Genomic DNA, 23,624 nt, shown 5'->3' with positions numbered 1-23,624 from the left:
CGGCCGGGGCTTCTCTTGGTTGGCGTCAGGAAAGCTTAGGCTTTCTCCTCGTCCTTCTTGTCAGCCTCGTCGTCGCCGGCAACCAGGTTCTTGGCGCGGTCCACTACGTCGCCGGCTACTTCCGTAGCGCGGTCGGCGAGGTCACCGGCAATTTCCTTGGCTTTGGCGAAAGCGTCGGTGCTGGTAGCAGCTTCAACAGCGTCGCCGGCTACTTCCGATACTTTGTCGAAAGCGGCAGCAGCGGCACCGGTTACGGCAGCCAGGATACCACCTTCGACAGCGGGAGCAGCCTCCTCGGCAGCGGGAGCAGCCTTGGGAGCAGCGCTGGCCTGGAGCTTCTGCTCACCGGCCTGACGCTCATTGCCCATCATCTTGTCGCGCAGGGCGGACAGGGCATCCAGGTCACCGAGGGTCGACTTCTCCGCCGTGGCGGGCTTCTTCAGGTCGCTCATCTTGCCTTCGCCCTGAGCAGCACCGGCACCGCCGGCAGGCTTCTTCTTGGCGAACTTCGAGGCGCGGCCTTCGTCTTCCGAAGCCTGGTTGAACACGGCCGTGTGCGAAAGCACGATGCGGCGGTCATCCTTCGAGAACTCTACTACGCGGAAGTCGAGTGCTTCGCCGTTTTCAGCCTGCGAGCCATCTTCTTTCTGCAGCGACTTCGGGTAGGCGAAGCCTTCGATGCCGTAGGGCAGCTCGAGCACGGCACCACGGTCGGTTTTCTCGGTGATGGTAGCGCGGTGCACCGAGCCGGGGGTGAACACCGTCTGGAACGTATCCCAGGGGTTTTCCTCCAGCTGCTTGTGACCCAGGGCCAGACGACGGTTGGCTACGTCCAGCTCCAGTACTACCACGTCCAGACGGTCGCTCACCTTCACCATTTCGGAGGGGTGCTTGATCTTCTTGGTCCACGACAGGTCGGAAACGTGCACGAGGCCGTCCACACCTTCTTCCAGTTCAACGAACAGGCCGAAGTTGGTCAGGTTGCGTACCAGACCGTTGTGCTTGGAGCCAACGGCGTACTTCGTGCCGAAGTCGCCACGGGTCCAGGGATCTTCGGTCAGCTGCTTGATGCCGAGGCTCATCTTGCGGTCTTCGCGGTCCAGCGTCAGAATCTGCGCTTCTACCACGTCGCCCTGCTTGATGAAGTCCTGCGGGTTGCGCAGGTGCTGGCTCCAGCTCATTTCCGAAACGTGGATGAGGCCTTCCACGCCGGGGATGATTTCCATGAACGCGCCGTAGTCGGCTACGTTCACGATGCGGCCCTTCACCTTCGAGCCTACGCCCATCTCGGCCACGAGCGAATCCCACGGGTGGGGAGTCAGCTGCTTCAGACCGAGGGAGATACGCTTCTTGGCTTCGTCGAAGTCGAGCACCACAACGTTGAGCTTCTGGTCGAGCTGCAACACTTCGCTCGGGTGCGCGATGCGGCCCCACGAGATATCGGTGATGTGCAGCAGGCCGTCAACACCGCCGAGGTCGATGAACACGCCGAAGTTGGTCATGTTCTTGATGACGCCCTCGAGGATCTGGCCTTTCTCCAGGTTGTTGAGGATAGCCTCACGCTGCTTCTCGAGGTCTTTCTCGATCAGCACTTTGTGCGATACTACTACGTTGTCGAAAGCGGCGTTGATTTTCACCACCTTCACTTCCATGCGGCGACCTACATAGATGTCGAAGTCACGGATGGGCTTCACATCAATCTGCGAGCCGGGCAGGAAGGCTTCTACGCCTTCCAGGTCCATGATCAGACCACCCTTGGTACGACGCTTAACCACCCCTTCCAGGATGTTGTCGAACTCCAGAGCGTCGTAAATCGACTTCCACGCCTGCTTGATCTTCGCCTTCTTGCGGCTCAGGATCAGCTGACCGTTGAGGTCTTCCTGGTCTTCGATGAATACCTCCACCTGGTCACCGATTTTCAGGTCTACCAGGTCGCGGAATTCGGACAGGGGCACGAGGCCGTCGGATTTGAAGCCGATGTTCAGGATCACGTCGCGGTCGGTGATGCCGACTACGGTGCCCTTCACTACTTCTTCTTCCTGTACGGTCGTCAAGGTGTCGCCGTACATCTGCTCCATCTCAGCGCGCTGCTCGGGGGTATAGTTACCACCGAAGCCGGTTGCGGCGACGTTGTCCCAATCGAAGTTGTCTACTACTTCTACTGCCATAAAACTGTTTGGCCCTTCTGTACACGTCCGGCTCAGGGCCACCTACCGGGCGCGTTATGAGTAACTCCCTGAGCTTCAAGCCCAGGCCCGCCACCCTGGCGGGGGCGCAAAGATAGAGACTTTGGGGCAGGTTTCCGAGGGTGAACTGCGGGTTGTTGCTGCTTCTTTAGTGGATGAGAGCCGGCTGGTTACCCATCACCGCCTCGGAATGACTAGCCCCTAGTAAGGTACTACTGCTCAACAACCTCCGCCTTGCGTACCCGCCACTCCCCTTTCGGGCCTTTTCCCAGCCGAAACCGGCCCACCACGCCCTCATAGGGAATCAGCTGGCGTACCACGGCCGGGTCGCGGTCGATGCGCAGCTCTCTGACGACGATAAAGACGTTGCGCTTATCCAGGCTGTCCTGAGGCGCGGCGGCGTAGCAGATCGTCGGCTGGCCGGGCAGGGGCACGTCGAACGTGGGACGCGACAGGGGGCGGTTCTGGTAGACGGGCCTCGCGTCGTAGCGAAAAACCAGAGGCCGGGCTCCGGGATGGGTCAGGTACTGCCGCAGCGCCGGGTAGCCGAACGCCTGCCGCAGCACGGCCCGAAGCTCGGCTGACGGCTGGAGGGGAGCGGAGGTTAGCAGACCGAACGGGAGCAGGACGTTCACGGCGGCACAGGAAACGATTCGCGCGAACGGCCCAGCGCGCCTAGCCCGGCAGTACCAGCCTTGCGGGCGCTTAATTCCGTAGGAGGCTCAAGAAGCTAACATTCCGACCATGTCCACCCTCCCTCCCGACCCCTCCGGCCACCTCACCCAGATTGTGCGCTACCGCATCGAGCTGCCGGCCATGACTGCCGCCGACCAGCTGGTAGCGGTGCGCGAAATTCTGATGAGCCATAACCTGCTCGTCGACCGGCTCGAAGCCGGCGAAGCCATCGTGACCTCCGCCACGAGCTCCGACCCGGACTGGCCCGCCATTAAAAAGGCGCTGCAGCAAGCCGGCTTCCCCGCTGCCCACCCCACCACCGTCGAAGAATAGGGCATTTACCACCACTCCCGTACCGACCTATGCCGCTCCACCGCGAACTAGAAAAGAAGCTCAGCAAAACCTTTGAGCCATCCACCTCCATCGACGACGTCTTCAAGGGCTACGACATCACCTTCGTCACCAACGAGCACGGAGAACCGGTGCTGCTGTTTTTCGGCAAGCGCCGCCCCGACGGGCTTATCGCCGGGCAGCGGTACACCCGCACCATCAAGCGGGAGCCGGGCAGCATGGCCGTCCGGCACAGCCACTGGGACTTGCAGGGCAAGATCATGCGCTGAACGGCCGCCGGGCAGCAAAGCTCAACTGTATAAAATTTGGGGCAGGGCCGCCGCTTTATCCGGGATCTGGTGCTTTTCACCGGGCCGGGGCGCGGCTTGGTCGTCTGTGGCTTTTTTATGTTTGCTCAGGCACCAACTCCGGTTGAGCTTAGGGAGTAAGCAGAGGTATCCAACAACCAAAACCTCCCTCCTATTATGAGCTACATTAAAGTAAGCCAGGATACCAATGGTGAAGACGTCCGACTACATTACATCGACCAGGGCCAGGGCAACCCCATCGTGCTGATTCACGGCTGGCCCGCTTCCTACGAAATGTGGGAGTACCAGCTGGCCGAGCTGCCCAAGCACGGCAACCGCGTAATTGCCTACACCCGCCGCGGCTTCGGCAACTCCACCAAAACCTGGGACGGCCACGACTACGACACGCTGGCCGACGACCTGAAAGCCGTGCTCGACGAGCTGAACCTGCAGAACGTGACGCTGGTGGGCTTCTCGATGGGCGGGGGCGAAGTGGCCCGCTATATGAGCCGGCACGGCGGCGCCCGGGTAGCCCGCGTAGCCTTCGTGGCCTCCGTAACGCCTTTCCTGCTGCAGACCGACGATAATCCCGACGGGGCGCCCAAAGCCAACTTCGACAAGATAATCGAAGGCCTGCACAAGGACCGGTTCGACTTCCTGACCACCTTCGGCAAGCAGTTTTTCGGCGTGGGCACCCTGAGCCACCCCGTCAGCCAGCCCACGCTCGACTGGATGCAGTCGATCTGCCAGCAGGCCTCGCCCCGGGCCACCGAGCAGGACGTGTACGCCTTTGCCGCCACCGACTTCCGCCAGGATCTACAGGCTATCAAGGTGCCGGCCCTGGTCGTCCACGGCACCGCCGACGAAACCGTACCGATTAAAGTCAGCGGGGCCCGGATGAAGGAGTTTCTGCCCCACGCCGAGTACGTGGAATACGACGGCGCTCCGCACGGTCTGTTCATCACGGAGAAAGACCGGCTGAATCAGGACCTGCTCCGGTTTGCCGGTTCCCCGGCCCGCCCGCAGCCGAACCGTTTCTAAGCCGGCACTTAGCCGCAACATGTCGCATGGACTTTGTAGTCCGCGCATAAAAAAGAGCCCAGCTCCGAAGCATTGCTTCCGGGCCGGGCTCTTCTGCGTTTACGCCGGGTTAGTCGCGGCCCATCTGCCGCAGGAACGACACGTGGGAAGCCACGGCGTAGCGCATCTTGGGATACTCGTTATAGGTAACGTTGAATTCCTCGCACACCTGCCGGATGATCTTGCTGATGGCCGGGTAGTGCACGTGCGAGATTTTCGGGAACAGATGGTGCTCGACCTGGAAGTTGAGCCCGCCCACCAGCCAGCTGATGATTTTGTTATCGGTGGCGAAGTTGGCGGTGGTTTTCACCTGGTGCACGGCCCACTCGTCCTCCATCTTGCCGGTCACGGCGTGGGGCATCGGGAAGTCAGCATGCTCCACGGTGTGGGCCAGCTGAAACACCAGGCTCAGGGTAAAGCCGGCCACGCTGCCAAACACCAGGAAGCCGACCAGCCAGGGCAGAAAGCCAACCATGTAGATGGGCAGGGCTACGAACAGGAACAGGTGCAGCACCTTAAAGCCCCAGAACACCGATTGGTCGACGTAGGTCATCTTCTTGATGGGCATACCTCCGATCTTTCCTTTGAAATACTTCAGGTAGTCCATCACGAAAATCCAGGCGATGTACAGCAGGGAGTACAGAAACCAGAAGTACAGGTGCTGGAAGCGGTGCATGAAGTGGCGGGGCTGGGTGGTGCTCATCCGCATCCAGGGCTGCACGTCGATGTCATCGTCTACGCCGTCCACATTGGTGTACATGTGGTGAATCAGGTTGTGCTTCATGTTCCACATAAAGCTGTTGCCGCCCATCACGTTCAGCGAAAACGAGGCCAGCTCATTTACCCACTTGTATTTGCTGAAGCTGCCGTGGGCACCGTCGTGCATCACGTTGAAGCCGATGGCGGCGCCGACGCCGCCCATCAGAATACACTCCAGAATGCCCAGCCAGGCGGCGGGCGTAAAGAAAACGAGGTGGATGTACAAAAAAGAAAACCCCACCATCAGAATCACGGCCTTGATGAACAGGCTGTAGTTTCCGGTAGTGGAGTGGCCTACTTCGGCGAAGTAGTCGTTGATGCGGGTTTTGAGCTCCGTATGGAACGAGCGCGAAGCCGCGAACTTGGGTGCGTGCATATAGGGGTGGGTCAGAAAAAGAAGGCGAAGGTAGCCTGCCTAACCCTATACGCAACTCATCAGTTCAGGTACGCGTGCCAGTTCTGGTCGATGGTGCCGGCGCTGAGCTTGAGAAAACCGGTGAGCGTGGGCTTTTTCGGCTGCTGCCGGATGGTAAGCCCCGCCTCCTGAGGCGTGCGGTGACCCTTGGCATGGTTGCAGCGGGCACAGGCGGTCAGCAGGTTGGTCCAGCTCGATTCCCCGCCCCGGGAGCGGGGCACCACGTGGTCGAGGGTCAGGTTTTTCGTCGAGCCGCAGTACTGGCACTCGAAATGGTCCCGCTTCATGATGTTGTGCCGGCTCAGGGCAATGCCTTTGTAGGGTACCCGCACGTAGCGCTGCAGCCGGATAATGCTGGGTTTGGGAAAGCTCTGGCTGATGGAGCGCAGCGTGCCGTGCTCCGACTTGGCAATCATCTCGGCTTTATCCAGAAACAACAACACAAATGCCTTCTGCACACTGCAAAGCGTAATAGCCGTGTAGTCGCCGTTCAGGACAAGAACTTTTTGATCCATACGCTCAGGGTGGAATCATCGGGTACAGCGAAAGCTAGATGATTCTAAGCGTATTAACAACAGCAGGCCGGTTTGAGTTGCGTTCCGGTACCGGAGCGCCCCGACGAAGAAGGGCAGGCGGTCCAGGGCCCGGCTTGCGCAGTTCCCACTGGATTCCGGCGCACGCAGGCACCCCCTACTCCGGCAGCAGGCGCTTGATGAGGCGGAGCTTATGGGAATATTTCTGCAGGTCGCGGCGGTAGATGCCGTTGTGGTCGAGCGGGTCGATGCGGACTTCCCCGCTGGCGTGCAGAATCTGCTGATCGTCGAGCAGCATGCCTACGTGCACGATGTTGCCCTCGGCGTTGTCGAAGAACGCCAGGTCCCCGGGCTGGGTCTGGGATACGAAATGCACCGGCTGGCCGTGGTCGATCTGCTGGCGGGCGTCGCGGGGCAGCTGAATCCCGACCAGCCCGTAGAGCTGCTGCATCAGGCCCGAGCAGTCGATGCCGAACACCGACTTGCCGCCCCACACGTAGGGCGCCTTGAGGAAGTGCTGGCCCATCTTGAGCAGTTGGGCGGCGCGGCGGCCGTTCTGGTTGTAGCTCAGGTTGGTGGCTGCTCCGTTGTAGAACAGGTTCCGCTCGCCCAGGCGCAGCGTCATGCCGTCGAAAAAAGGCAGGCGGCTGCCCAGCACCACCGGAATGCGCACCGTGGCGTCGCTCACCATCTGCACCACGTCGAGGCTGCGGGGATGGTCTTCGGCGCCCCAGGCCTGGAAATACTCGGCCGAGACGGGCAGGTGCTGCTTGAAGTCAATCCAGCCCACGTACTGGTCGGCCGCAATCCGGATCTGGTGCCAGGCACCCTGGGTGAGCAGAATGGAGTAGCACTCGCCAAAAATAAGCTGGGTGACGAGCTCAGCCCGGTCGGAGGGCTCGGCCCGGACCGGCACGGCGCTCAAAGCGCAGATTCCGTGTTCCACAGAAGGGAATTGGTGAAATTGTAAGATGGCGCAGTGGCAAAAGAGCCAGCATCAGAAGCTTCCGCTTGCAGGCACTGCGGGGAAATTCCTACGAAACTCCTGCTTAAAAGCCAGCCGGCCAAACATCCGGCGGAAAAACCGCCCCGCCCGGGCTCGGGTTTGCCCTTAATACTCTTTGGCGCGGTCCATTTCGCGCTTCTGGTCTTTGGCTTTGATGTCCTCGCGCTTGTCGTAGAGCTTTTTGCCTTTGGCCAGGGCAATTTCCAGCTTGGCGAAGCCCCGGTCGTTGACGAACAGGCGGATGGGCACGATGGTGAGGCCCTGCTCTTTGGCTTTATCGGCCAGCTGCCGCATTTCGCGCTTATTAAGCAGCAGCTTCCGCTCCCGCTTGGGCTCGTGGTTGTTGTAGGTGCCCAGGGTGTACTGCGAGATGCTCAGGTTGTGGACCCACAGGCTGCCGTCGGCGTGGAAGGCACAAAAGCCGTCCTGCATGTTCACGTTGCCTTCGCGGATGCTCTTGATTTCGGTGCCCTGCAGCATCATGCCCGCGTCGTACTTCACCAGGAACGTGTATTCGTGGCTGGCCCGGCGGTTCAGGATGTTGACTTTCTTGGGGGCGGTGTCTTTACTCATGGTACTGTTCTGAAGAAGGGCCGGGCAGCGGCTGACGGCACCGCGGAAGCGGACAGGCTCCGGAATGGCGCTGCCCCGGACTTTTACGCGGCTGGCAAAAGCGTAGCTTGGCCGGAGTCAAAAGTAGCGCGGAATTCCCAGGCTTACCGGACAGAGTTAGTGCTACGGTATTGGGTATTCGGGTGTGGGGTTAATGCTACGACTTAAAGCTTGCGGCTTGGAGCTTGCAGCTTGAAGCCCGGATCCTCAGCTTAGCTTCAGCCGCGGGTCGGGGCTGACGAGCTGGGTGGCAAAATCCCCGGCCTCGAACTGGAAGTGCCCGGTCATGGCTACCATGGCGGCGTTGTCGGTGCAGAACTCGAAATCGGGAATAAACACCTCCCAGCCTTTTTCGCCCGCCAGATTCTGCAAGGCGGTTCGCAGGCCCGAGTTGGCCGCTACGCCCCCGGCCAGGGCAATCTGCGTCAGGCCCAGGTCGGTGGCCGCCCGGACGAGCTGGCGCAGCAGCGTCTGAATGATGGTATGCTGAATGCCGGCGCAGAGGTCGGACAGGTTCTGGGCGATGAAATCCGGGTTCTGGGCGGTCTGCTGGCGCAGAAAGTAAAGTACCGACGTTTTCAGCCCGCTGAACGAGAAGTCGTAGCCGGGCATGGCGCCCACCGGAAACGGAAACCGCGTCGGGTTGCCTTCCCGGGCCTGCCGGTCGAGGTGGGGGCCGCCGGGATAAGGCAGCCCGAGCAGCTTGGCGGTTTTGTCGAAGGCCTCGCCGGCGGCATCGTCGATGGTTTGCCCCACCACTTCCATGTCCATCGGGCTGCGCACGACCACCAGCTGGGTGTGCCCGCCGCTAACCGTTAAACACAGAAAGGGAAACACCGGCCGGGGCGGGCGGATAAAGTGCGCCAGAATGTGGGCCCGCATGTGGTTGACGGCAATCAGCGGCTTGTTCAGCGCCAGGGCAAACGACTTGGCGAACATGCCGCCTACCAGCAGGGAACCCAGCAAACCGGGGCCCTGGGTGAAGGCGACGGCGTCAAGGTCTGATTTCTCTACCTTTGCGCGGCGAAGTGCCTCCGTTACAACCGGAATCAGGTGTTGCTGGTGCGCCCGCGACGCCAACTCCGGTACTACCCCCCCGTATTGTTCGTGAACCTGCTGCGTTGCCACCACATTGGCAAGAATTTCGCCCCCGGCCATGACAGCCGCCGACGTATCGTCGCAGGAGGATTCAATGGCCAGAATTACAGGAAATGACATAGTTAAACCAGGCTTGCGCGGCGGGCCGGGCTGCTGCTTGTCGGCGGCGCCGCATATTTTCTCTGCAAAGGTCGTTTAAAACGTTCAACCTCGCCTTCTTTCGTTACAGGCAACGCCCCCACTGCTTTTCCGCTCTTTTACCAAGCCGCCCACTTACTTTAAGCTTTCGTTCCGGTGCCCCGTCCCCTTCGTCTTACGCTGACCATCCTGCTTTCGGTGCTGCTGCTGCTGGTCGTGCTGGCGGGCGGCGTGCTGGTGGCACTGCGGGTACCAAGCGTGCAGACCCGGATTGCGCACACCGTCGCCGGTAAGCTGTCGGACAAGCTGGGCTTTCCGGTTACCATCGGCCGGGTCGACCTGCGGCCGTTTTCCCGCCTGCTGCTGGTAGACGTGCGAGTGCTCGACCGGCAGGGCGGGGAACTGTTCAATATTGGCCGCGCCGACGCCGACATCGCCATGTTCTCGGTGCTGGACCCCACCCGCCTGCACGTAGACCAGCTGATTCTGGAAGAGCCCCGCTTCGCGCTGGTAACCTATGCCGGCTCGCCTGAGACAACCAACCTCGACCAGTTTCTGCTGGCCGTCAAGCGCCTGGTGGGCCCGACGGACACCACGAAAGCCAGTACGCCTTTTGAGTTGAAGCTCAGCAGCCTGGGCATCCGCAACGGCCGCTTCGTGCTCGACCGGCAGGATTTGCCCCGCGAGCCCAGCTACGGCCGCACCATCGACTACGGCCACATGCGCGTCGACAGCATCTACGGCGACTTTCACCACATCAAGCTGATCGGCGACACGATTGCCACCCACATCGGCAATCTGCGGGCCGTGGACACGCCCTCGGGCACCCGCCTGCACCGGCTCGACGCCAACATGGTGTTCACGCCCACCTTCTGGGAATTCGCCGAAACCGACCTGCACGTGGGTCGCAGCCACCTGCAGGACTACGTCCGCTTCGACTACAAGCATTTCCTCAACTTCGTTGACTTCAACGACTCGGTGAAGGTCACGGCCCGCCTCGGCCCGACCCGGGTGTACTCGTCGGACATTGCCAAGTTTGCGCCCCAGCCAGAAATCCGGGACCTGAACGAGACGGTGCTGCTTTCCGGCGAGGCCAAGGGCTACGTGCGCAAGTTCTCGGCCCGCAACCTGGATATCCGCTATGGCAAGAACACCCACGTAGTAGGCAACGTGGCCGTGGAAGGCCTGCCCGACCTCAAGGAAAGCTTCGTGGACATGCGCCTTAAGCCTTCGGTTATCGACGGGCGTGACATTCGCCGCTACGTGCCGGCCGGCGGCTATGCCTACGTGCAGCGTCTGGGCAGGGTGCGCCTGCAGGGACAGTTTCTGGGCTTCTACAACGACTTTGTCGCCAACGGCGCCTTCCGTACCGCTCTTGGCGACGTGGTATCGGACGTCAACATCAAGTTTAAGACTGACCCGCGCTACTCTACCTACGAAGGACAGGTGAAGACGACGGGCTTCCAGCTGGGCAAGCTGCTGGGCGACGAAACCACCATCCGGGACCTGGCTTTCAACGGCCGGGTGGAAGGCGTAGGCTTCACGCCCGAGGAGGCCCGCCTGAAAGCCAACGCCAACGTGCAAAGCATCTGGCTGCAGGGCTACCGCTACCGCAACATCGTCACCAACGGACAGTTCCGCCGCCAGGCCTTCGAAGGCAAGCTGGCCATCAACGACCCGAACCTGCAGGCCTCCGCCGACGGCAGCATCGACCTGAACCGGGGCCGGCAGGCCTTCGACCTGAAAGCCAAGATCCGCAAATCCAACCTGCGGGCGCTGGGCCTGACCAAGCAGAATATCACGCTTGCCACTACCGCTGACGTCGAGTTTGAGGGTTTGCAGATCGATAACCTGATCGGGTCCATTGTGCTGCGCAACTCCACGCTGGGCTACAATGGCCGCACCATGGCCGTCGACACCTTTGACGTGTACTCCCGGCGCGACGCCGACCGGAACCGCCGCCTGGCCATCCGCTCGGAGCTGGCCGATCTGACGGCGGTGGGCAACTTCAGCTTTACCCGGGTGGCGCGCGACGTAAAGGTGCTGCTGGAAGAATACCGCCTCAACTTCGAAAGCAACGACGCGGCCACGGCGGCCTACTACCGCCGCAAGCGCCGCCTGCCCACCCCCGACTACAGCATTGCCCTCGACCTGTACCTGAAGCGGCCCAACCCGGCCCTGCAGGTATTCGTGCCCGGCCTCAAGGTGTCCGACTACTCCCGCCTGGACGGCTCGTTCCGCAACGGTAATACCTCTATCTTCAGTTTGGGCGGACACATCACCGGCATCCAGTACGACAGCGTGCGGGCCGTGAATACCGACTTCGAATTCACCACCTCCAAGCTGCCCTACCAGCCCGAGGTGCTGGCCCAGGCCAACATTACCTCGGAGCGGCAGCGCCTGCCGGGGCTGGGCAAAACCGAGAAATTCTACGTGGAAGGCGTGTGGGACCAGGAGCGCATCAACTTCTCGACTTCCCTGGCCCAGACCGGCACGACCAACAAAGCGGCTATCAACGGCTCCCTGGAATTCCTGCCCCGGGCCATCCAGGTGGTGTTCCGCCAGTCGGGGGTGAACCTGCTGGGCAAGGAGTGGACCATTGCGGCAGAAAACTCGGTGATTATCTCGGGGCTGGGCCAGGAGTTTGACATCAAGAACCTGACTATTTCCAACGGCGCCCAGCAGGTCAGTGCCCAGGGTTTTATCTCGGCCGACCCCTCCAAGCAGCTGCAGCTGGCCGTCAGCAACTTCGACCTGAACACACTCAGCTCCCTTACCCAGCAGCGCCTGGCCGGCCGGGTAAATGCCAATGGAACGCTGAGCGGGGTGTATGGAGCCCTGGTTATCAACAGCAAGCTGGGCATCGACTCGCTGAAGTTCGATAATACCCTCATCGGGGATGTGCGCGGGCAGGGCGACTGGGACAACGCCACCAGCCGCCTGCTTGTGGACCTTGACGTGCTGCGCGACCAGGAGCGGGTGGTGCGCGTAGCCGGCACCTACGCTCCCCGCGAAACGGTAAACCAGCTTAACCTGACAGGCGTGTTCAACAAAGCGCCCATCAAGCTGGCCGAGCCCCTGCTGAACACGCTGTTCCGCAACCTGCGCGGCACGGCCGACGGCACCCTGCGCCTGACCGGGCGCCTGGCTTCGCCTATCCTGAGCGGCAACGTCGACGTAAGCAACGGGCGCCTCACCTTTATCTACCTCGGTACCACCTATTCGTTTTCCGACCGGATTCGCTTTGCCGAGGACCGGATTGCCTTCCGCAACGTGAGCGTACGCGACGTGCTGGGCAACACCGGCACGATCGACGGCAATATCTTCCACCGGGGCTTCGAGGACATGCGCCTGGACCTGCGGGGCAAGTTCCGCAAGCTGCAGGTGCTCAATACCACCCGGAAAGACAACGAGCTGTACTTCGGCACGGCCTACGCTACCGGTGAAGCCGAAGTGTACGGTACCCCCGACAACCTGACCGTGAACGTGACGGCCCGCAGCGAGGCTGGCACCCGCATGTCGCTGCCGTTCGACAACGCCGCGAAGGCCGAACAAGCCAGCTATATCCGGTTCGTCAACCACAACCTGCCGGATACCGTGACCCGCAAGCGGGCGGTGTCAGTGGGCAAGGTGGATCTGTCCGGTATTAAGCTCAACTTCAACCTGAGCGTGACGGAAGACGCCTACGTGGAAATTCTGCTCGACGAAAGCACCGGCGACGTAATCCGGGGGGCTGCCACCGGCCAGCTGCGCATGAACATCGATACCCGGGGTGAATTTAACATGTACGGGCAGATTGAGATTGTGCGGGGCGCGTACAACTTCACCCTGCAAGGCCTCGTGAACAAGGAGTTCGTGGTCCGCCCCGGCGGCACCATTTCCTGGAACGGGGACCCGCTGGCGGGGGAAATGAACGTGACGGCGGCCTACACCCAGCGCACTTCCCTGGCTCCTATTCTGTCGGGCATCAGCAGCGGCTCCAGCAACAGCGCGGTGGTGCCCGTGACGGCGGTAATGAACCTGACTGGTCCTATTCTGCTGCCCAGCATCAAGCTTGGGCTGGAATTCAACGACGCGCCATCCGGGCTGGAAGGCGACCTGGCCGACTTCGTGTCCAAGCTCCGCAACGACGAGCAGGAGTTGAACCGGCAGGTGTTCAGCCTGCTGGTATTCAAGCAGCTTTCCCCCCAGGGCCAGTTCACCCAGATCAGCCTGCAGGGACGCGACAATACCGTTTCCAACAGCCTGGGCCAGGTGCTGTCGACCCAGCTGGGCCTGCTTACCTCGCAGATCGACCAGAACCTGGAAATCGACTTCAACATCAACGGTATCACCGCCGAGCAGCTGCAGCAGCTGCAGGTCCGCCTCAGCTACAGCTTGCTGAACGGCCGCCTGCGGGTAACGCGGGAAGGCGGCTTTACCAATACCAGCCCGGTGCCCGGCACGCCTACCACCGGCCAGGCCTCCCTGGTAGGCGACATAAGCCTGGAATACTACCTGCGCCCCGACGGAAAGTTCCGGGCCAAGCTCCGCTACGAAACCACGCCCCGGGGCGGCGACCTGGAAACCATCCAGACCCGGGCCGGCGTCAGCGTGCTGCACACCGAGCAGTTCGATACGCTCGAGGAGCTGTTTGCCCGCAAGCGCCTGCGCCGCCGCGACGTGAATGCCCGCAAAGCCCGCGAGGTCCTCAACGTCGACGACGACCCGCGCACGGTGATGTAGGAGCTGATGGTTGGATGCTGGTTGTTGATTGTTGTCAGCCGGACGCGGTAAGCGGAGCCGGCGGGTTGGCTTGCCGGAACCCAAACTTCTAAAGGCCAGCGCCAACCGGCCCGCTCCGGGCAACAATCAACAATCAGCCGTCAACAATCAGCCCAACCAAGTACCTTTGCCCGTATGGCTCAGTTGAATCGTCCGCCCGTTCGCAAGAAAAAGCTCGGCAGCTACCCCCACACGATGGTGGTGTTCAGCATCACGCTGGCCTTGCTGGTGATTGGACTTTTCGGGCTGCTGCTCATCCACGCCCACAAGCTGTCGAACGTGGTGAAGGAGAACATCGAAATGCAGGTGTACCTGGAGCGGGACCTGCCCGATGCCCAGCTGCTGCGTTTGCAGCAGGACTTCAGCGCCAAGAAATACATTGCCTTTAAGAACAGCCAGCCGCAGGTGCGCTTTCTGTCGAAGGAAGAAGGCGCCCGGCAGTTTATCGATCAGACGGGCGAAGACTTCAAGCAGTTTCTGGGCGACAACCCCCTGCGCGACGCCTACCTGCTCAAAATCAACCCCGACTTTTCCGATACCACCAACCTGCGTCGCATCGAGGCCGATCTGCGGGCTACCAGCGGCGTGCACGAGGTGCAGTACGTGCAAAGCCTGATTACCTCCATCAACCAGAACGTGCGCAAGCTCAGCCTGGTGCTGCTGGGCTTCGCCGTGATTCTGACGTTTGTGGTGGTGGTACTTATCAACAATACCATTCGCCTGGCTTTGTTCTCGCAGCGGTTCCTGATCCGGAGCATGCAGCTGGTGGGGGCCACGTCGCTGTTTATTCAGCGCCCGTTTCTGCGCCGCGCCACGCTGCAGGGCCTGGTGAGCGGCACGCTGGCGGCGCTGCTCCTGCTGGCGCTGCTGCAGTACGCATATCTGGAAGTGGAGGAGCTGCGCCTGCTGCGCGACGAGCGGCTGATTGGCGTGCTGCTGCTGGGGCTGCTGGCCCTGGGCGCCGGCATCGGCTTCCTGAGCTCCTACCGCGCCGTCAGCAAGTACCTGCGCATGTCGCTCGATGATTTGTATTAAGTAGTTAGCAGGGGCTTGGGGTCTTAGGATCTTGGTTTATGTTCGAATGCACGCAATTGAGCATCAGCACAACGAAATCCAAGACCCCAGGTCCCCAAGGTCCCAAGTCCCCAACAACATGGAACAGAAACAACCTTCCCGCTTAGCCTTTGGGCCGGCCAACTACCGGCTGATGTTCATCGGCATTGCCGTGCTGGCCGCCGGCTTTATTACCATGACGCTCGATACCGAGGATTACGGCGAAGGATTCCTGGGCATCACCCTGGGTCCGATCCTGCTGTTCATCGGCTTCGTTATTGAGTTCTTTGCCATTATGAAGCGGTCCGGCGACGTAGCAGCTGATTCGACCTACCCGACTACGCTGACCCCGGGTGCTCCGGTCGCCGGCCCGTCCGCTACGCCGGTGACGCCCGTTCCGCCCACGACCCCGGCCGTCCCTTCCCGCCCAGCCTACAAGCGCCCCTAGATGACTTACTGGCAAGCCCTGATTCTGGCTATTGTGGAGGGACTCACCGAGTTCCTGCCCATCTCCAGCACCGGGCACATGATTATTGCCTCGGCTTTGCTGGGCATTCCGGCGACGCCCTTTACCAAGCTCTTTCTGGTCGTTATCCAGCTTGGGGCCATCCTGTCGGTGTTTGCCGTGTACTGGCGGCGCTTTTTTCAGAGCGTTGACTTCTACCTGAAGCTGCTCGTAGCTTTCCTGCCTATTGTGGTGGTGGGGCTGCTGCTCAAAAAGCACATCGACGCGCTGCTTGACTCCGTGCCCACGGTAGCTGCCATGCTGCTGCTCGGAGGCATTGTGCTGCTATTCGTGGACCGCTGGTTTCCGCAGCAGGAATCCGAGGAGGGCGGGCGCCCAGTCACGAACCCCAGTTTCAAGCAAGCCCTGCTCATCGGCTTGTTTCAGTGCCTGGCCGTGGTGCCGGGCGTAAGCCGCTCGGCGGCTACCATCATCGGGGGCCTCACCCAGAAGCTCACCCGCCGGGCTGCCGCTGAGTTTGCCTTTTTCCTGGCGATGCCCACTATGGCCGCCGCCGCGGTCAAGGACGTGTACGACTACTACAAGGAAGCCCACTCGCACGGCGTGGAGCTGGCCGACCTGTTCTCCCGGGAGCAGCTCGGGCAGCTGGCGCTGGGCAACGTGGTAGCGTTTATCGTGGCCCTGATTGCCATCCGGCTGTTCGTGGGCTTCGTGGCCAAGTACGGCTTCCGCGCCTTTGGCATCTACCGCATTATCGTGGGCGGCCTGCTGCTGCTCATGCTGGCCCTGGGCATCAACCTGCAGCTGCTATGAGTGAGGAAAAGGAAGCTGCAAGCTCTTTAGGCGAACAACAGGCAGCAGCACAGCCAAGAACTGATGCTTGGAGCTTGCCGCTTGCCGCTATCAGCTCAGAAGATGGCGCCGTGCTGCTGCTCGACAAGCCCCTGACCTGGACCTCGTTTGACGTGGTGCGCAAAGTCAAGAACACGCTACGGGTCAAGAAAATCGGGCATGCCGGCACTCTTGACCCGCTAGCGACCGGCCTGCTGATTCTCTGCACCGGCAGAAAGACCAAGCAGATTGACCTGATCCAGGCCCAGGAAAAGGAATACACCGGCACCTTCCGCCTGGGCCAGACTACCCCGAGCTTCGACCTGGAAACGGCCGTCGACGCCGAACTGCCCTGGCAGCACCTCACGCCGGAGCAGGTGGCAGCGGCCACGACCGACTTCGTAGGGCTGATTGAGCAGACTCCGCCCCTGTTTTCGGCCGTGAAGGTGAACGGTGAGCGCGCCTACGAGGTAGCCCGGCGCGGCGGGGAAGCCGAAATCAAAAGCAAGCAGGTCACGATCAAAGCCTTCGAGCTGACCCGCGTGGCGCTGCCCGAGGTTGACTTCCGGGTGGTGTGCTCCAAGGGAACGTATATCCGCAGCCTGGCCCGCGACTTTGGCCTGGCCCTCGGCTGCGGCGCCCACCTCACCAAGCTGGTGCGCACCCGCATCGGGGACTACCGCGTGGAAGAGGCGCTGACGATGACGCAGATCGAGGCGCTGCGCCTACCCCGGCCCGAGGGCGAGCAAGCACGCCCGCCCCGGCAGCAGCGGCAGCGCAAGCCCGAGCGCCGGGCCGGCCTGGAGTTTTACGAGGCCAACAACCCGGCTCCCGACCCAACCGATGCGCCTGCGTAAAAGGTAGCTGCGCAAACTCATCCCTCACCCTCTCACCACCTCCGCAGATGCAAGTCGTTCAGGACCCGGCGCAGTTCCCGCACCTTTCCCAGGCCGTCGTGACCAGCGGCACGTTCGACGGGGTTCATCTGGGTCACCAGAAGATTCTGCGCCGCCTGCTGGAAGTTGCCCGGCAAACCGGCGGCCCGAGCGTCGTCATTACGTACTGGCCCCACCCCCGCTTGGTTTTGGGGCCGCCCCTCACCCACCCCGAGCTGCTGGAGCTGCGCCTGCTTTCCACCCTGGAAGAGCGTACGGCCCGGCTGGCGGAGTTCGGCGTCGACTACCTGCTGGTGGTGCCCTTCACGAAGGAGTTTTCCGAAATGACGTCGGAACAGTACATCCAGCAGCTGCTGCTCGATACGGTGGGCACCAAAAAGCTCGTCATCGGCTACGACCACCGGTTTGGCAAAAACCGGGAAGGCGGCTTCGACTACCTTACCCGGCATGCCGACCGCTACGGGCTGGAAGTAGAGGAAATTCCGCGGGAGGACGTAGACGCCCTGGCCGTAAGCAGCACCCGCATCCGCCGGGCCCTGGAAAGCGGCGACATCCTGACCGCTAACCGTCACCTGGGCTACTCCTACCCGCTGACCGGCACCGTGGTGCGCGGGCGGCAGCTGGGCCGCACCATCGGCTACCCCACGGCCAACATGGAGTGCGCGGAGCCGCTGAAGCTGGTGCCGGCCCGGGGCGTGTATGCCGTGATGGCCACTACTGCCGCGGGCACCCACCATCCGGCCATGCTCAACATCGGGGTGCGCCCCACCGTGGGCGGCGACCTGCAGCAGACCGTGGAAGCCCACCTGCTCGACTTCGACGGCGACCTGTACGACCAGCCCCTGACGGTGCAGTTTGTGGCCCGCCTGCGCGACGAGCAGAAGTTCGAGGGCCTGGACGCGCTGAAAACCCAGCTGGCCAAAGACGCCGACGCCGCCCGGGAGCACCTGATTGGGGGCTGACGTTCCGCGGCGGCCAGGAGTGGAAACCGGCGTAGTTTGCCGTAACTCACGGTAGTGACTCTGCGAAACAGGGCGAGAAATTCTACCTTGCTGCTTGCAAACCTCCCACTCATTTTATGATCAACAAAGTAGTAGCCAACGCCGAGGAAGCCCTGCACGGCCTCACCGACGGCATGACGCTGATGCTCGGCGGCTTCGGCCTGTGCGGCATCCCCGAAAACGCTATCCAGGAAATCCTGCGCCGTGGCGTTAAAAACCTGACCTGCATCAGCAACAACGCCGGCGTCGACGACTTCGGCATCGGCCTTTTGTTGCAAACCAAGCAGGTAAAAAAGATGATTTCCAGCTACGTGGGCGAGAATGCCGAGTTCGAGCGGCAGCTGCTGAGCGGGGAGCTGGAAGTCGAGTTGATTCCGCAGGGCACCCTGGCCGAGCGGTGCCGGGCAGGGGGCGCGGGCATCCCGGCCTTCTACACCCCCGCCGGCTTCGGCACCGAGGTGGGCGAAGGCAAGGAAAGCCGGGAGTTCAACGGCAAGATGTACCTGCTGGAAACCGGCCTGCGCGCCGACTATGCCTTCGTGAAAGCCTGGAAAGGCGACACCGCCGGCAACCTGATCTACAAAGGCACCGCCCGCAACTTTAACCCGATGATGGCCACGGCCGGCAAAATCACGGTGGCAGAGGTCGAGGAGCTGGTACCCGCCGGCGAGCTGGACCCCAACCAGATTCACACCCCCGGCATCTTCGTGCAGCGCATCTTCCAGGGCAAAGACTACGAGAAGCGGATTGAGCAAAGGACGGTTAGGGCCGCGATTTAGCCTTTCAGCCTGACCAACCGGCTATGCGCCTCGCCTTTTCCACCCGGCTTTTACTGATCTGTGTAGTAGTGCTGCTATCGGTGCTGCCGATGGCCTTCGGCTATTACGTGAACACCGTCAGCCCGGCCCCAACGGAGAAGCGTCTGCCCGACCGGTGCTCCCGCTACTGTGAGCACTACGGTTGCCCGCATGCCACGCCGGCCAACAGCCCGGCTTATTTCCGCCTGCGCCCGCTGTACGTGCTCACCATCATGGCTTTGTCGCTGGGCGGCATGGGCCTGTATGCCGCTTTTAACATTGCGTTCTATCTGGTTTTCATTCCGCTGCTGCTGATCTGGCTTACCTACGGCGCCCTGCGCAACATGGTGCTTATCCGTCGTCTCAAATCCCTGCGTCATGGGTAGTGTGCTGCACCTGATCTTTCGTCTTATCCGTCTGGCCTTCTGGTACTGCACCGACTTCATGGTGAACCTGGCCAACCTCACGCATTCGTCCTACAACGAGGCCAACACCTGGATTCTGCTGCTACTCATCCCCGGCCTGCTTACGCTGCTCATCGGCGTGCGCATCGCCCAGTGGTTTGAGCTGCGCCGCCTCCGCCGCACCTTTCTTCTACCGCCCACCCCGTCCAATTCCTGATCCATGCTCGACAAACACGGCATTGCCAAGCGCATTGCGCAAGAAGTAGAAAACAACTCCTACGTCAACCTCGGCATCGGCATTCCCACGCTGGTCGCCAACTACATTCCCGCCGGCATCAACGTGGAGCTGCAAAGCGAGAACGGCCTGCTGGGCATGGGCCCCTTCCCCACCGAAGACCAGGTAGACCCTGACCTCATCAACGCCGGCAAGCAGACCGTGACCACGCTGCCGGGCTCCAGCATCTTCTCCTCGGCCGACTCCTTTGGCATGATCCGCGGGGAGCATGTGGACCTCACCATCCTGGGCGCCATGGAAGTCTCGGAGCGGGGCGACATTGCCAACTGGAAGATTCCGGGCAAGATGGTGAAGGGCATGGGCGGGGCCATGGACCTGGTGGCCTCGGCCAAGAACATCATCGTGGCCATGCAGCACGTAGCCAAAGACGGCAGCAGCAAGCTCCTGCCCGACTGCACCCTGCCCATCACCGGCCTGCACTGCGTCAAGAAGATCGTGACCGAGCTGGCCGTGCTCGACGTGACGCCCGACGGCTTCGTGCTGCGGGAGCGGGCTCCGGGCGTTACGGTGGAGCAGATCCGGGCCGCCACCAAAGGCAAGCTTGTCGTGCCTGAAGGGGAGATTCCCGAAATCCAGATCAGCTAAGCCGGCACCAATCCGCTTTCCAGCCAGGGCCATCCGACAACGGGTGGCCCTGGTTCGTTTAATACCACTGCCTGAGAGCGTAGCTCGACGCTGGCGCTTATTACGGGCGCCGGCCGTATATTTAACCTCGCTTCGCCTTCAGAACCACGCTTCTATGCATAAAAACCTTTACTCTCTTCTCTTCCTGCTGTCGGCGGCTACGGTTGCCCGGGCGCAGGTTTCTCCCATCATCGACCGTACCGATATGCCGGCCGTGACGACGGCCCTGCCGGTCGACACGATGCGGATCAGTCAGGCCGCGGCCGCTTTGCCGGCCGGCGCGCCCCTGCTCACCCAGCGCGGAGCCAACCAGACCTGGAACTACAGCACGCTGGTAGCCACGTCCCAGACCGTAGACCGCTACATCTCCGTGGCGGCTACCGGGGCACCCATCTACCAGTTTACCTTCGGGGTGCTGGGCGGCGTGAACCGCGCCACGGTGGCCTCGCCCGAGCCCCTGCCCCTAGCCGGTCCCGGCCTGCCCGTTATCACCGACCCCTACCAGTTCTACAGCGTTTCGGCGGCCACGGCGGCAAACCAGGACTACCGCTCGGTGGGCTTCGGCGGCACGCTCGGCGGCCTGCAGGTGCCGCTCACTTACCGCAGCCAGGCCGAACAGGACGTCATTTACCGGTTTCCGCTCAGCTTCGCCAGCCGGCCCGACTCCAGCCGGTCGTATTTTGAGACGCCGGGCGCGCTGGCGGCCACCGGCTACTTCAGCCGCCGCCGCAAGCGCGTAAACACGGTGGACGCCTGGGGCACGCTCACCACGCCGTTCGGCACGTTTCAGACCGTGCGCGTCGTCAGCAAGCTTGCCGACCACGACAGCATTGCTTTCGGGGGCGCCCCCGGCACCGGCTTCGACGTGCCCCTGACCCGGGAGTACAAGTGGCTGGCCAAAACCCACCACGTGCCGGTGCTGACCATCACAACCCAGGTGCTGGCCGGCCGCGAAACCATTACCGCCGTGCAGTACCGCGACCGGTACCGCCGCATCGTCCGCACTGCTACCCGCGCTTCCGCCGCCGAAGCCGCCGTGGCCGTGTATCCCAACCCGCTGGGCACGGGACCGTTGCAGCTGGCCGGCCTGACCGGTACCACCGTGACGGTCAAAGCCACCGACCTGACCGGGCGGGTACTGTTTGCGCTGCCGCTGCCCGTGCAGCAGGCGGGGGCGGCCGTACCCGCGGCCGCATTCGGGGAGTTCCGGGGCGTAATGCTGCTCACGGTGCAAACCGACCAGGGTGTGGCGGTGCGCCGGGTAGTGCGGCAGTAAAGGCCGGTTTGGCAAGGCCGCGGTATGTGGTCGACTGAGCTATTTTGCCACCGAAGTTGTTAGCCCGTCGTAAGAAGGTACCGTAGCGCTCGCGCCGGGTATCTTTGCCCCACCGTTCCGACACTTTCACTTTCGATTTATATGGCCACAAGTTCCAATGGCAAGGCCGGTGGCAGCCATGCCAAAAAAGTAGACAAGCCCGCTCCCACCGAGCGGCTCACCCCCACCGCCGTACCGGCCCACAAGCTGGTGCTGCGTACCCTGCGCCGCTCCGACTTCAAGGCCGTAAAGGCCATCATGGACAAGGTATACTCCAACATGGAGGGCTCCTGGTCGGCCGATGAGTTCAGCGCCCTGTTGCGCAAGTTCCCGGAGGGCCAGATCGGCATCGAGGACAACGGCACGCTCGTAGCCGCCGCCCTGGCCATCATCGTGCAGTACTCCGACTTCGGCGACCGGCACACTTACGCCAAGATTACCGGCAACGGCAAGTTCGACACCCACAACGCCGACGGCGACACGCTCTACGGCGTCGACGTGTTCGTGGACCCCGAGTACCGTTCCCTTCGCCTGGGCCGCCGCCTCTACGACGCCCGCAAGGAGCTCTGCGAAAACCTGAACCTGCGCGCCATGGTGGCGGGCGGACGCATTCCCGGCTACGCCCAGTATGCCAACGAGATGACGCCGGCCAAGTACGTGGAGATGGTGCGCAACAAGGAAGTAGTCGACCCCATCCTCACCTTCCAGCTTTCCAACGAGTTTCACGTCCGCAAGATCATCCGCGGCTACCTGCCCTACGACTCCGAAAGCAAGGCCTTCGCCACCCTGCTGGAATGGCTGAACGTGTACTACGAGGAAGAGGAAAAGCTCATCGGCAACCAGAAAAGCAACGTCCGCATCGGCATCGTGCAGTGGCAGATGCGCGCCACCCGCTCCCTGGAAGACCTTTTGCAGCAGATCGAGTTTTTCGTGGACACCGTGTCGGGCTACAAGTCCGACTGCGTGATGTTCCCGGAGTTCTTCAACGCCCCGCTGATGGCCCTCACCAACGAGGACTCGCCCTCGGTGGCTATCCGGGCCATGGCCGCCTTCACCGAGCCCATCAAGGCTAAGATGATGGAGCTGGCGGTAAGCTACAACATCAACATCGTGGCCGGCTCAATGCCGGTGTACGAGGACGGCAAGCTGCACAACGTGGCCTACCTCTGCCGCCGCGACGGCACCGTGGACGAGCAGTACAAGCTGCACGTAACGCCCGACGAGGCTTCCTACTGGGGCATGCGGGGCGGCGAGAAGCTGCGCTGCTTTGAAACCGACTTCGGAAAGATCGGCATCCTGATCTGCTACGACGTGGAGTTCCCAGAGCTGGCCCGCATGCTATCAGACGAGGGCGTGAAAATCCTGTTCGTGCCGTTCTGGACCGACACCAAGAACGCCTACCAGCGCGTTCGCATCTGCGCCCAGGCCCGGGCCATCGAAAACGAGTGCTACGTGGCCATTACCGGCTCGGTAGGCAACCTGCCCCGGGTCGAGAACATGGACATCCAATACTCGCAGAGCGCCGTGTTCAGCCCCTCGGACTTTGCCTTCCCCCACGACGCCATCGTGGCCGAGGCCACGCCGAATACGGAGATGACCCTGATTGCCGACCTCGACCTGGATCTGCTCAAGGACCTGAACACCAGCGGGGCCGTGCGCAACCTGCGCGACCGGCGCCGCGACCTGTACTCGCTGAGCTGGACGATCAAGAAGACCGACCGCGACGACGAGCTGCTGGCCCAGGGCACCGACGAGCGCCACCCCCGTACCAGTAAGCGCAAGGCTATTGCAGCCGGCTAGCCCGCTCGTCATCCTGAGTGCCGGGAAGAGCCTTCCTTTCTTCGCGCAGCAGGCTTGATTTCAAAAAGTCAACGCCCTTCTCTACTAATCCGGAGAAGGGCGTTGCTCGTTTCCGGGGGCTGGTGAGGGGAATGCAGACGGTTCCTGCCGTTGTCCCGGGCGGACCAATAGGTTGGCTCTGAAAAGCCTCAGCCCGGCCGAGCCGGAGCAGCCTGCTTATCTTGCGGCCCAAGCCGGC

General features: G+C 62.0%; 22 protein-coding genes. 15 read left to right on the top strand and 7 right to left on the bottom strand.

Annotation, left to right across the window (positions count from 1 at the left end):
* Window positions 1-35: 35 nt before the first annotated feature.
* Both rpsA and LJY25_RS11655 read right to left on the bottom strand, forming a co-directional pair.
* Window positions 36-2,168, bottom strand: a complete 2,133-nt coding sequence (rpsA, locus tag LJY25_RS11660) for a 30S ribosomal protein S1 (protein ID WP_227608517.1) — start codon at window positions 2,166-2,168, stop codon at window positions 36-38.
* 230 nt (window positions 2,169-2,398) lie between these two features.
* Entirely contained in the window at window positions 2,399-2,821 is a 423-nt protein-coding gene (locus tag LJY25_RS11655; protein WP_227608516.1) for a hypothetical protein, read from the bottom strand.
* A 109-nt stretch (window positions 2,822-2,930) separates the two neighbouring features.
* On the opposite strand from LJY25_RS11655, the gene LJY25_RS11650 reads away from it, so the two are divergent.
* From LJY25_RS11650 to LJY25_RS11640, 3 genes are all read left to right on the top strand, one after another.
* Window positions 2,931-3,194, top strand: a complete 264-nt coding sequence (locus LJY25_RS11650) for a hypothetical protein (protein ID WP_227608515.1) — start codon at window positions 2,931-2,933, stop codon at window positions 3,192-3,194.
* A gap of 29 nt (window positions 3,195-3,223) precedes the next feature.
* Window positions 3,224-3,481 (top strand): hypothetical protein, encoded by a 258-nt coding sequence (locus LJY25_RS11645; RefSeq protein WP_227608514.1) that lies wholly within the window; start codon window positions 3,224-3,226, stop codon window positions 3,479-3,481.
* Between the two features lie 195 nt (window positions 3,482-3,676).
* A complete protein-coding gene (locus tag LJY25_RS11640; RefSeq protein WP_227608513.1) occupies window positions 3,677-4,540 on the top strand; it encodes an alpha/beta fold hydrolase in 864 nt (287 codons plus the stop codon).
* A gap of 109 nt (window positions 4,541-4,649) precedes the next feature.
* On the opposite strand, the gene LJY25_RS11635 is transcribed toward LJY25_RS11640, so the two are convergent.
* From LJY25_RS11635 to tsaD, 5 genes are all read right to left on the bottom strand, one after another.
* The gene (locus tag LJY25_RS11635) at window positions 4,650-5,714 is read right to left on the bottom strand and encodes a fatty acid desaturase family protein (RefSeq protein WP_227608512.1); all 1,065 of its coding nucleotides are present in this window, start codon (window positions 5,712-5,714) and stop codon (window positions 4,650-4,652) included.
* 59 nt (window positions 5,715-5,773) lie between these two features.
* Entirely contained in the window at window positions 5,774-6,268 is a 495-nt protein-coding gene (locus LJY25_RS11630) for an HNH endonuclease (RefSeq protein ID WP_227608511.1), read from the bottom strand.
* Between the two features lie 175 nt (window positions 6,269-6,443).
* Entirely contained in the window at window positions 6,444-7,232 is a 789-nt protein-coding gene (locus LJY25_RS11625) for a C40 family peptidase (RefSeq protein ID WP_227608510.1), read from the bottom strand.
* A gap of 165 nt (window positions 7,233-7,397) precedes the next feature.
* On the bottom strand, window positions 7,398-7,865 hold the full coding sequence (gene smpB, locus LJY25_RS11620) for an SsrA-binding protein SmpB (protein WP_227608509.1): 468 nt from the start codon (window positions 7,863-7,865) through the stop codon (window positions 7,398-7,400).
* Window positions 7,866-8,111: 246 nt separating this feature from the next.
* Entirely contained in the window at window positions 8,112-9,122 is a 1,011-nt protein-coding gene (gene tsaD, locus LJY25_RS11615) for a tRNA (adenosine(37)-N6)-threonylcarbamoyltransferase complex transferase subunit TsaD (RefSeq protein WP_227608508.1), read from the bottom strand.
* A gap of 174 nt (window positions 9,123-9,296) precedes the next feature.
* On the opposite strand from tsaD, the gene LJY25_RS21370 reads away from it, so the two are divergent.
* The 12 genes from LJY25_RS21370 to LJY25_RS11555 all read left to right on the top strand — a co-directional run bounded on the left by LJY25_RS21370 (window position 9,297) and on the right by LJY25_RS11555 (window position 23,386).
* Entirely contained in the window at window positions 9,297-13,865 is a 4,569-nt protein-coding gene (locus LJY25_RS21370) for a translocation/assembly module TamB domain-containing protein (RefSeq protein ID WP_227608507.1), read from the top strand.
* A 174-nt stretch (window positions 13,866-14,039) separates the two neighbouring features.
* A complete protein-coding gene (locus LJY25_RS11605; RefSeq protein WP_227608506.1) occupies window positions 14,040-14,939 on the top strand; it encodes a cell division protein FtsX in 900 nt (299 codons plus the stop codon).
* Between the two features lie 118 nt (window positions 14,940-15,057).
* Window positions 15,058-15,405 carry a DUF3098 domain-containing protein gene (locus LJY25_RS11600; protein ID WP_227608505.1) on the top strand — a complete coding sequence of 116 codons (348 nt, stop codon included), beginning with the start codon at window positions 15,058-15,060 and terminating at the stop codon, window positions 15,403-15,405.
* A complete protein-coding gene (locus tag LJY25_RS11595) occupies window positions 15,406-16,236 on the top strand; it encodes an undecaprenyl-diphosphate phosphatase (RefSeq protein ID WP_227608504.1) in 831 nt (276 codons plus the stop codon).
* A gap of 74 nt (window positions 16,237-16,310) precedes the next feature.
* On the top strand, window positions 16,311-17,111 hold the full coding sequence (gene truB, locus LJY25_RS11590; RefSeq protein ID WP_227608503.1) for a tRNA pseudouridine(55) synthase TruB: 801 nt from the start codon (window positions 16,311-16,313) through the stop codon (window positions 17,109-17,111).
* Between the two features lie 47 nt (window positions 17,112-17,158).
* On the top strand, window positions 17,159-18,112 hold the full coding sequence (locus LJY25_RS11585; RefSeq protein WP_227608502.1) for a bifunctional riboflavin kinase/FAD synthetase: 954 nt from the start codon (window positions 17,159-17,161) through the stop codon (window positions 18,110-18,112).
* A gap of 116 nt (window positions 18,113-18,228) precedes the next feature.
* On the top strand, window positions 18,229-18,930 hold the full coding sequence (locus LJY25_RS11580) for a CoA transferase subunit A (RefSeq protein WP_227608501.1): 702 nt from the start codon (window positions 18,229-18,231) through the stop codon (window positions 18,928-18,930).
* 23 nt (window positions 18,931-18,953) lie between these two features.
* The gene (locus tag LJY25_RS11575) at window positions 18,954-19,334 is read left to right on the top strand and encodes a hypothetical protein (protein ID WP_227608500.1); all 381 of its coding nucleotides are present in this window, start codon (window positions 18,954-18,956) and stop codon (window positions 19,332-19,334) included.
* Entirely contained in the window at window positions 19,327-19,569 is a 243-nt protein-coding gene (locus tag LJY25_RS11570; RefSeq protein ID WP_227608499.1) for a hypothetical protein, read from the top strand. Before LJY25_RS11575 ends, LJY25_RS11570 begins: the two co-directional genes overlap by 8 nt.
* 3 nt (window positions 19,570-19,572) lie before the next feature.
* Complete coding sequence (locus tag LJY25_RS11565; RefSeq protein ID WP_227608498.1) at window positions 19,573-20,232, top strand: 3-oxoacid CoA-transferase subunit B; 660 nt, start codon at window positions 19,573-19,575, stop codon at window positions 20,230-20,232.
* 154 nt (window positions 20,233-20,386) lie between these two features.
* A complete protein-coding gene (locus tag LJY25_RS11560; protein WP_227608497.1) occupies window positions 20,387-21,547 on the top strand; it encodes a T9SS type A sorting domain-containing protein in 1,161 nt (386 codons plus the stop codon).
* 141 nt (window positions 21,548-21,688) lie between these two features.
* Window positions 21,689-23,386, top strand: a complete 1,698-nt coding sequence (locus LJY25_RS11555; RefSeq protein ID WP_227608496.1) for a bifunctional GNAT family N-acetyltransferase/carbon-nitrogen hydrolase family protein — start codon at window positions 21,689-21,691, stop codon at window positions 23,384-23,386.
* The last annotated feature ends 238 nt before the right edge of the window (window positions 23,387-23,624 follow it).

This window comes from Hymenobacter translucens (assembly GCF_020685205.1).
In the GTDB taxonomy this organism is placed as follows: domain Bacteria; phylum Bacteroidota; class Bacteroidia; order Cytophagales; family Hymenobacteraceae; genus Hymenobacter; species Hymenobacter translucens.
This window is presented reverse-complemented; position numbering and strand designations above follow the sequence as displayed.

Excerpts from the sequence above, each read along its gene's own strand:
- rpsA (WP_227608517.1), bottom strand. The coding sequence starts at position 2,168 with ATGGCAGTAGAAGTAGTAGACAACTTCGATTGGGACAACGTCGCCGCA.
- LJY25_RS11650 (WP_227608515.1), top strand. The coding sequence starts at position 2,931 with ATGTCCACCCTCCCTCCCGACCCCTCCGGCCACCTCACCCAGATTGTG.
- LJY25_RS11645 (WP_227608514.1), top strand. The coding sequence starts at position 3,224 with ATGCCGCTCCACCGCGAACTAGAAAAGAAGCTCAGCAAAACCTTTGAG.
- LJY25_RS11640 (WP_227608513.1), top strand. The coding sequence starts at position 3,677 with ATGAGCTACATTAAAGTAAGCCAGGATACCAATGGTGAAGACGTCCGA.
- LJY25_RS11635 (WP_227608512.1), bottom strand. The coding sequence starts at position 5,714 with ATGCACGCACCCAAGTTCGCGGCTTCGCGCTCGTTCCATACGGAGCTC.
- LJY25_RS11630 (WP_227608511.1), bottom strand. The coding sequence starts at position 6,268 with ATGGATCAAAAAGTTCTTGTCCTGAACGGCGACTACACGGCTATTACG.
- smpB (WP_227608509.1), bottom strand. The coding sequence starts at position 7,865 with ATGAGTAAAGACACCGCCCCCAAGAAAGTCAACATCCTGAACCGCCGG.
- tsaD (WP_227608508.1), bottom strand. The coding sequence starts at position 9,122 with ATGTCATTTCCTGTAATTCTGGCCATTGAATCCTCCTGCGACGATACG.
- LJY25_RS11605 (WP_227608506.1), top strand. The coding sequence starts at position 14,040 with ATGGCTCAGTTGAATCGTCCGCCCGTTCGCAAGAAAAAGCTCGGCAGC.
- LJY25_RS11600 (WP_227608505.1), top strand. The coding sequence starts at position 15,058 with ATGGAACAGAAACAACCTTCCCGCTTAGCCTTTGGGCCGGCCAACTAC.
- LJY25_RS11595 (WP_227608504.1), top strand. The coding sequence starts at position 15,406 with ATGACTTACTGGCAAGCCCTGATTCTGGCTATTGTGGAGGGACTCACC.
- LJY25_RS11585 (WP_227608502.1), top strand. The coding sequence starts at position 17,159 with ATGCAAGTCGTTCAGGACCCGGCGCAGTTCCCGCACCTTTCCCAGGCC.
- LJY25_RS11580 (WP_227608501.1), top strand. The coding sequence starts at position 18,229 with ATGATCAACAAAGTAGTAGCCAACGCCGAGGAAGCCCTGCACGGCCTC.
- LJY25_RS11575 (WP_227608500.1), top strand. The coding sequence starts at position 18,954 with ATGCGCCTCGCCTTTTCCACCCGGCTTTTACTGATCTGTGTAGTAGTG.
- LJY25_RS11570 (WP_227608499.1), top strand. The coding sequence starts at position 19,327 with ATGGGTAGTGTGCTGCACCTGATCTTTCGTCTTATCCGTCTGGCCTTC.
- LJY25_RS11565 (WP_227608498.1), top strand. The coding sequence starts at position 19,573 with ATGCTCGACAAACACGGCATTGCCAAGCGCATTGCGCAAGAAGTAGAA.
- LJY25_RS11560 (WP_227608497.1), top strand. The coding sequence starts at position 20,387 with ATGCATAAAAACCTTTACTCTCTTCTCTTCCTGCTGTCGGCGGCTACG.
- LJY25_RS11555 (WP_227608496.1), top strand. The coding sequence starts at position 21,689 with ATGGCCACAAGTTCCAATGGCAAGGCCGGTGGCAGCCATGCCAAAAAA.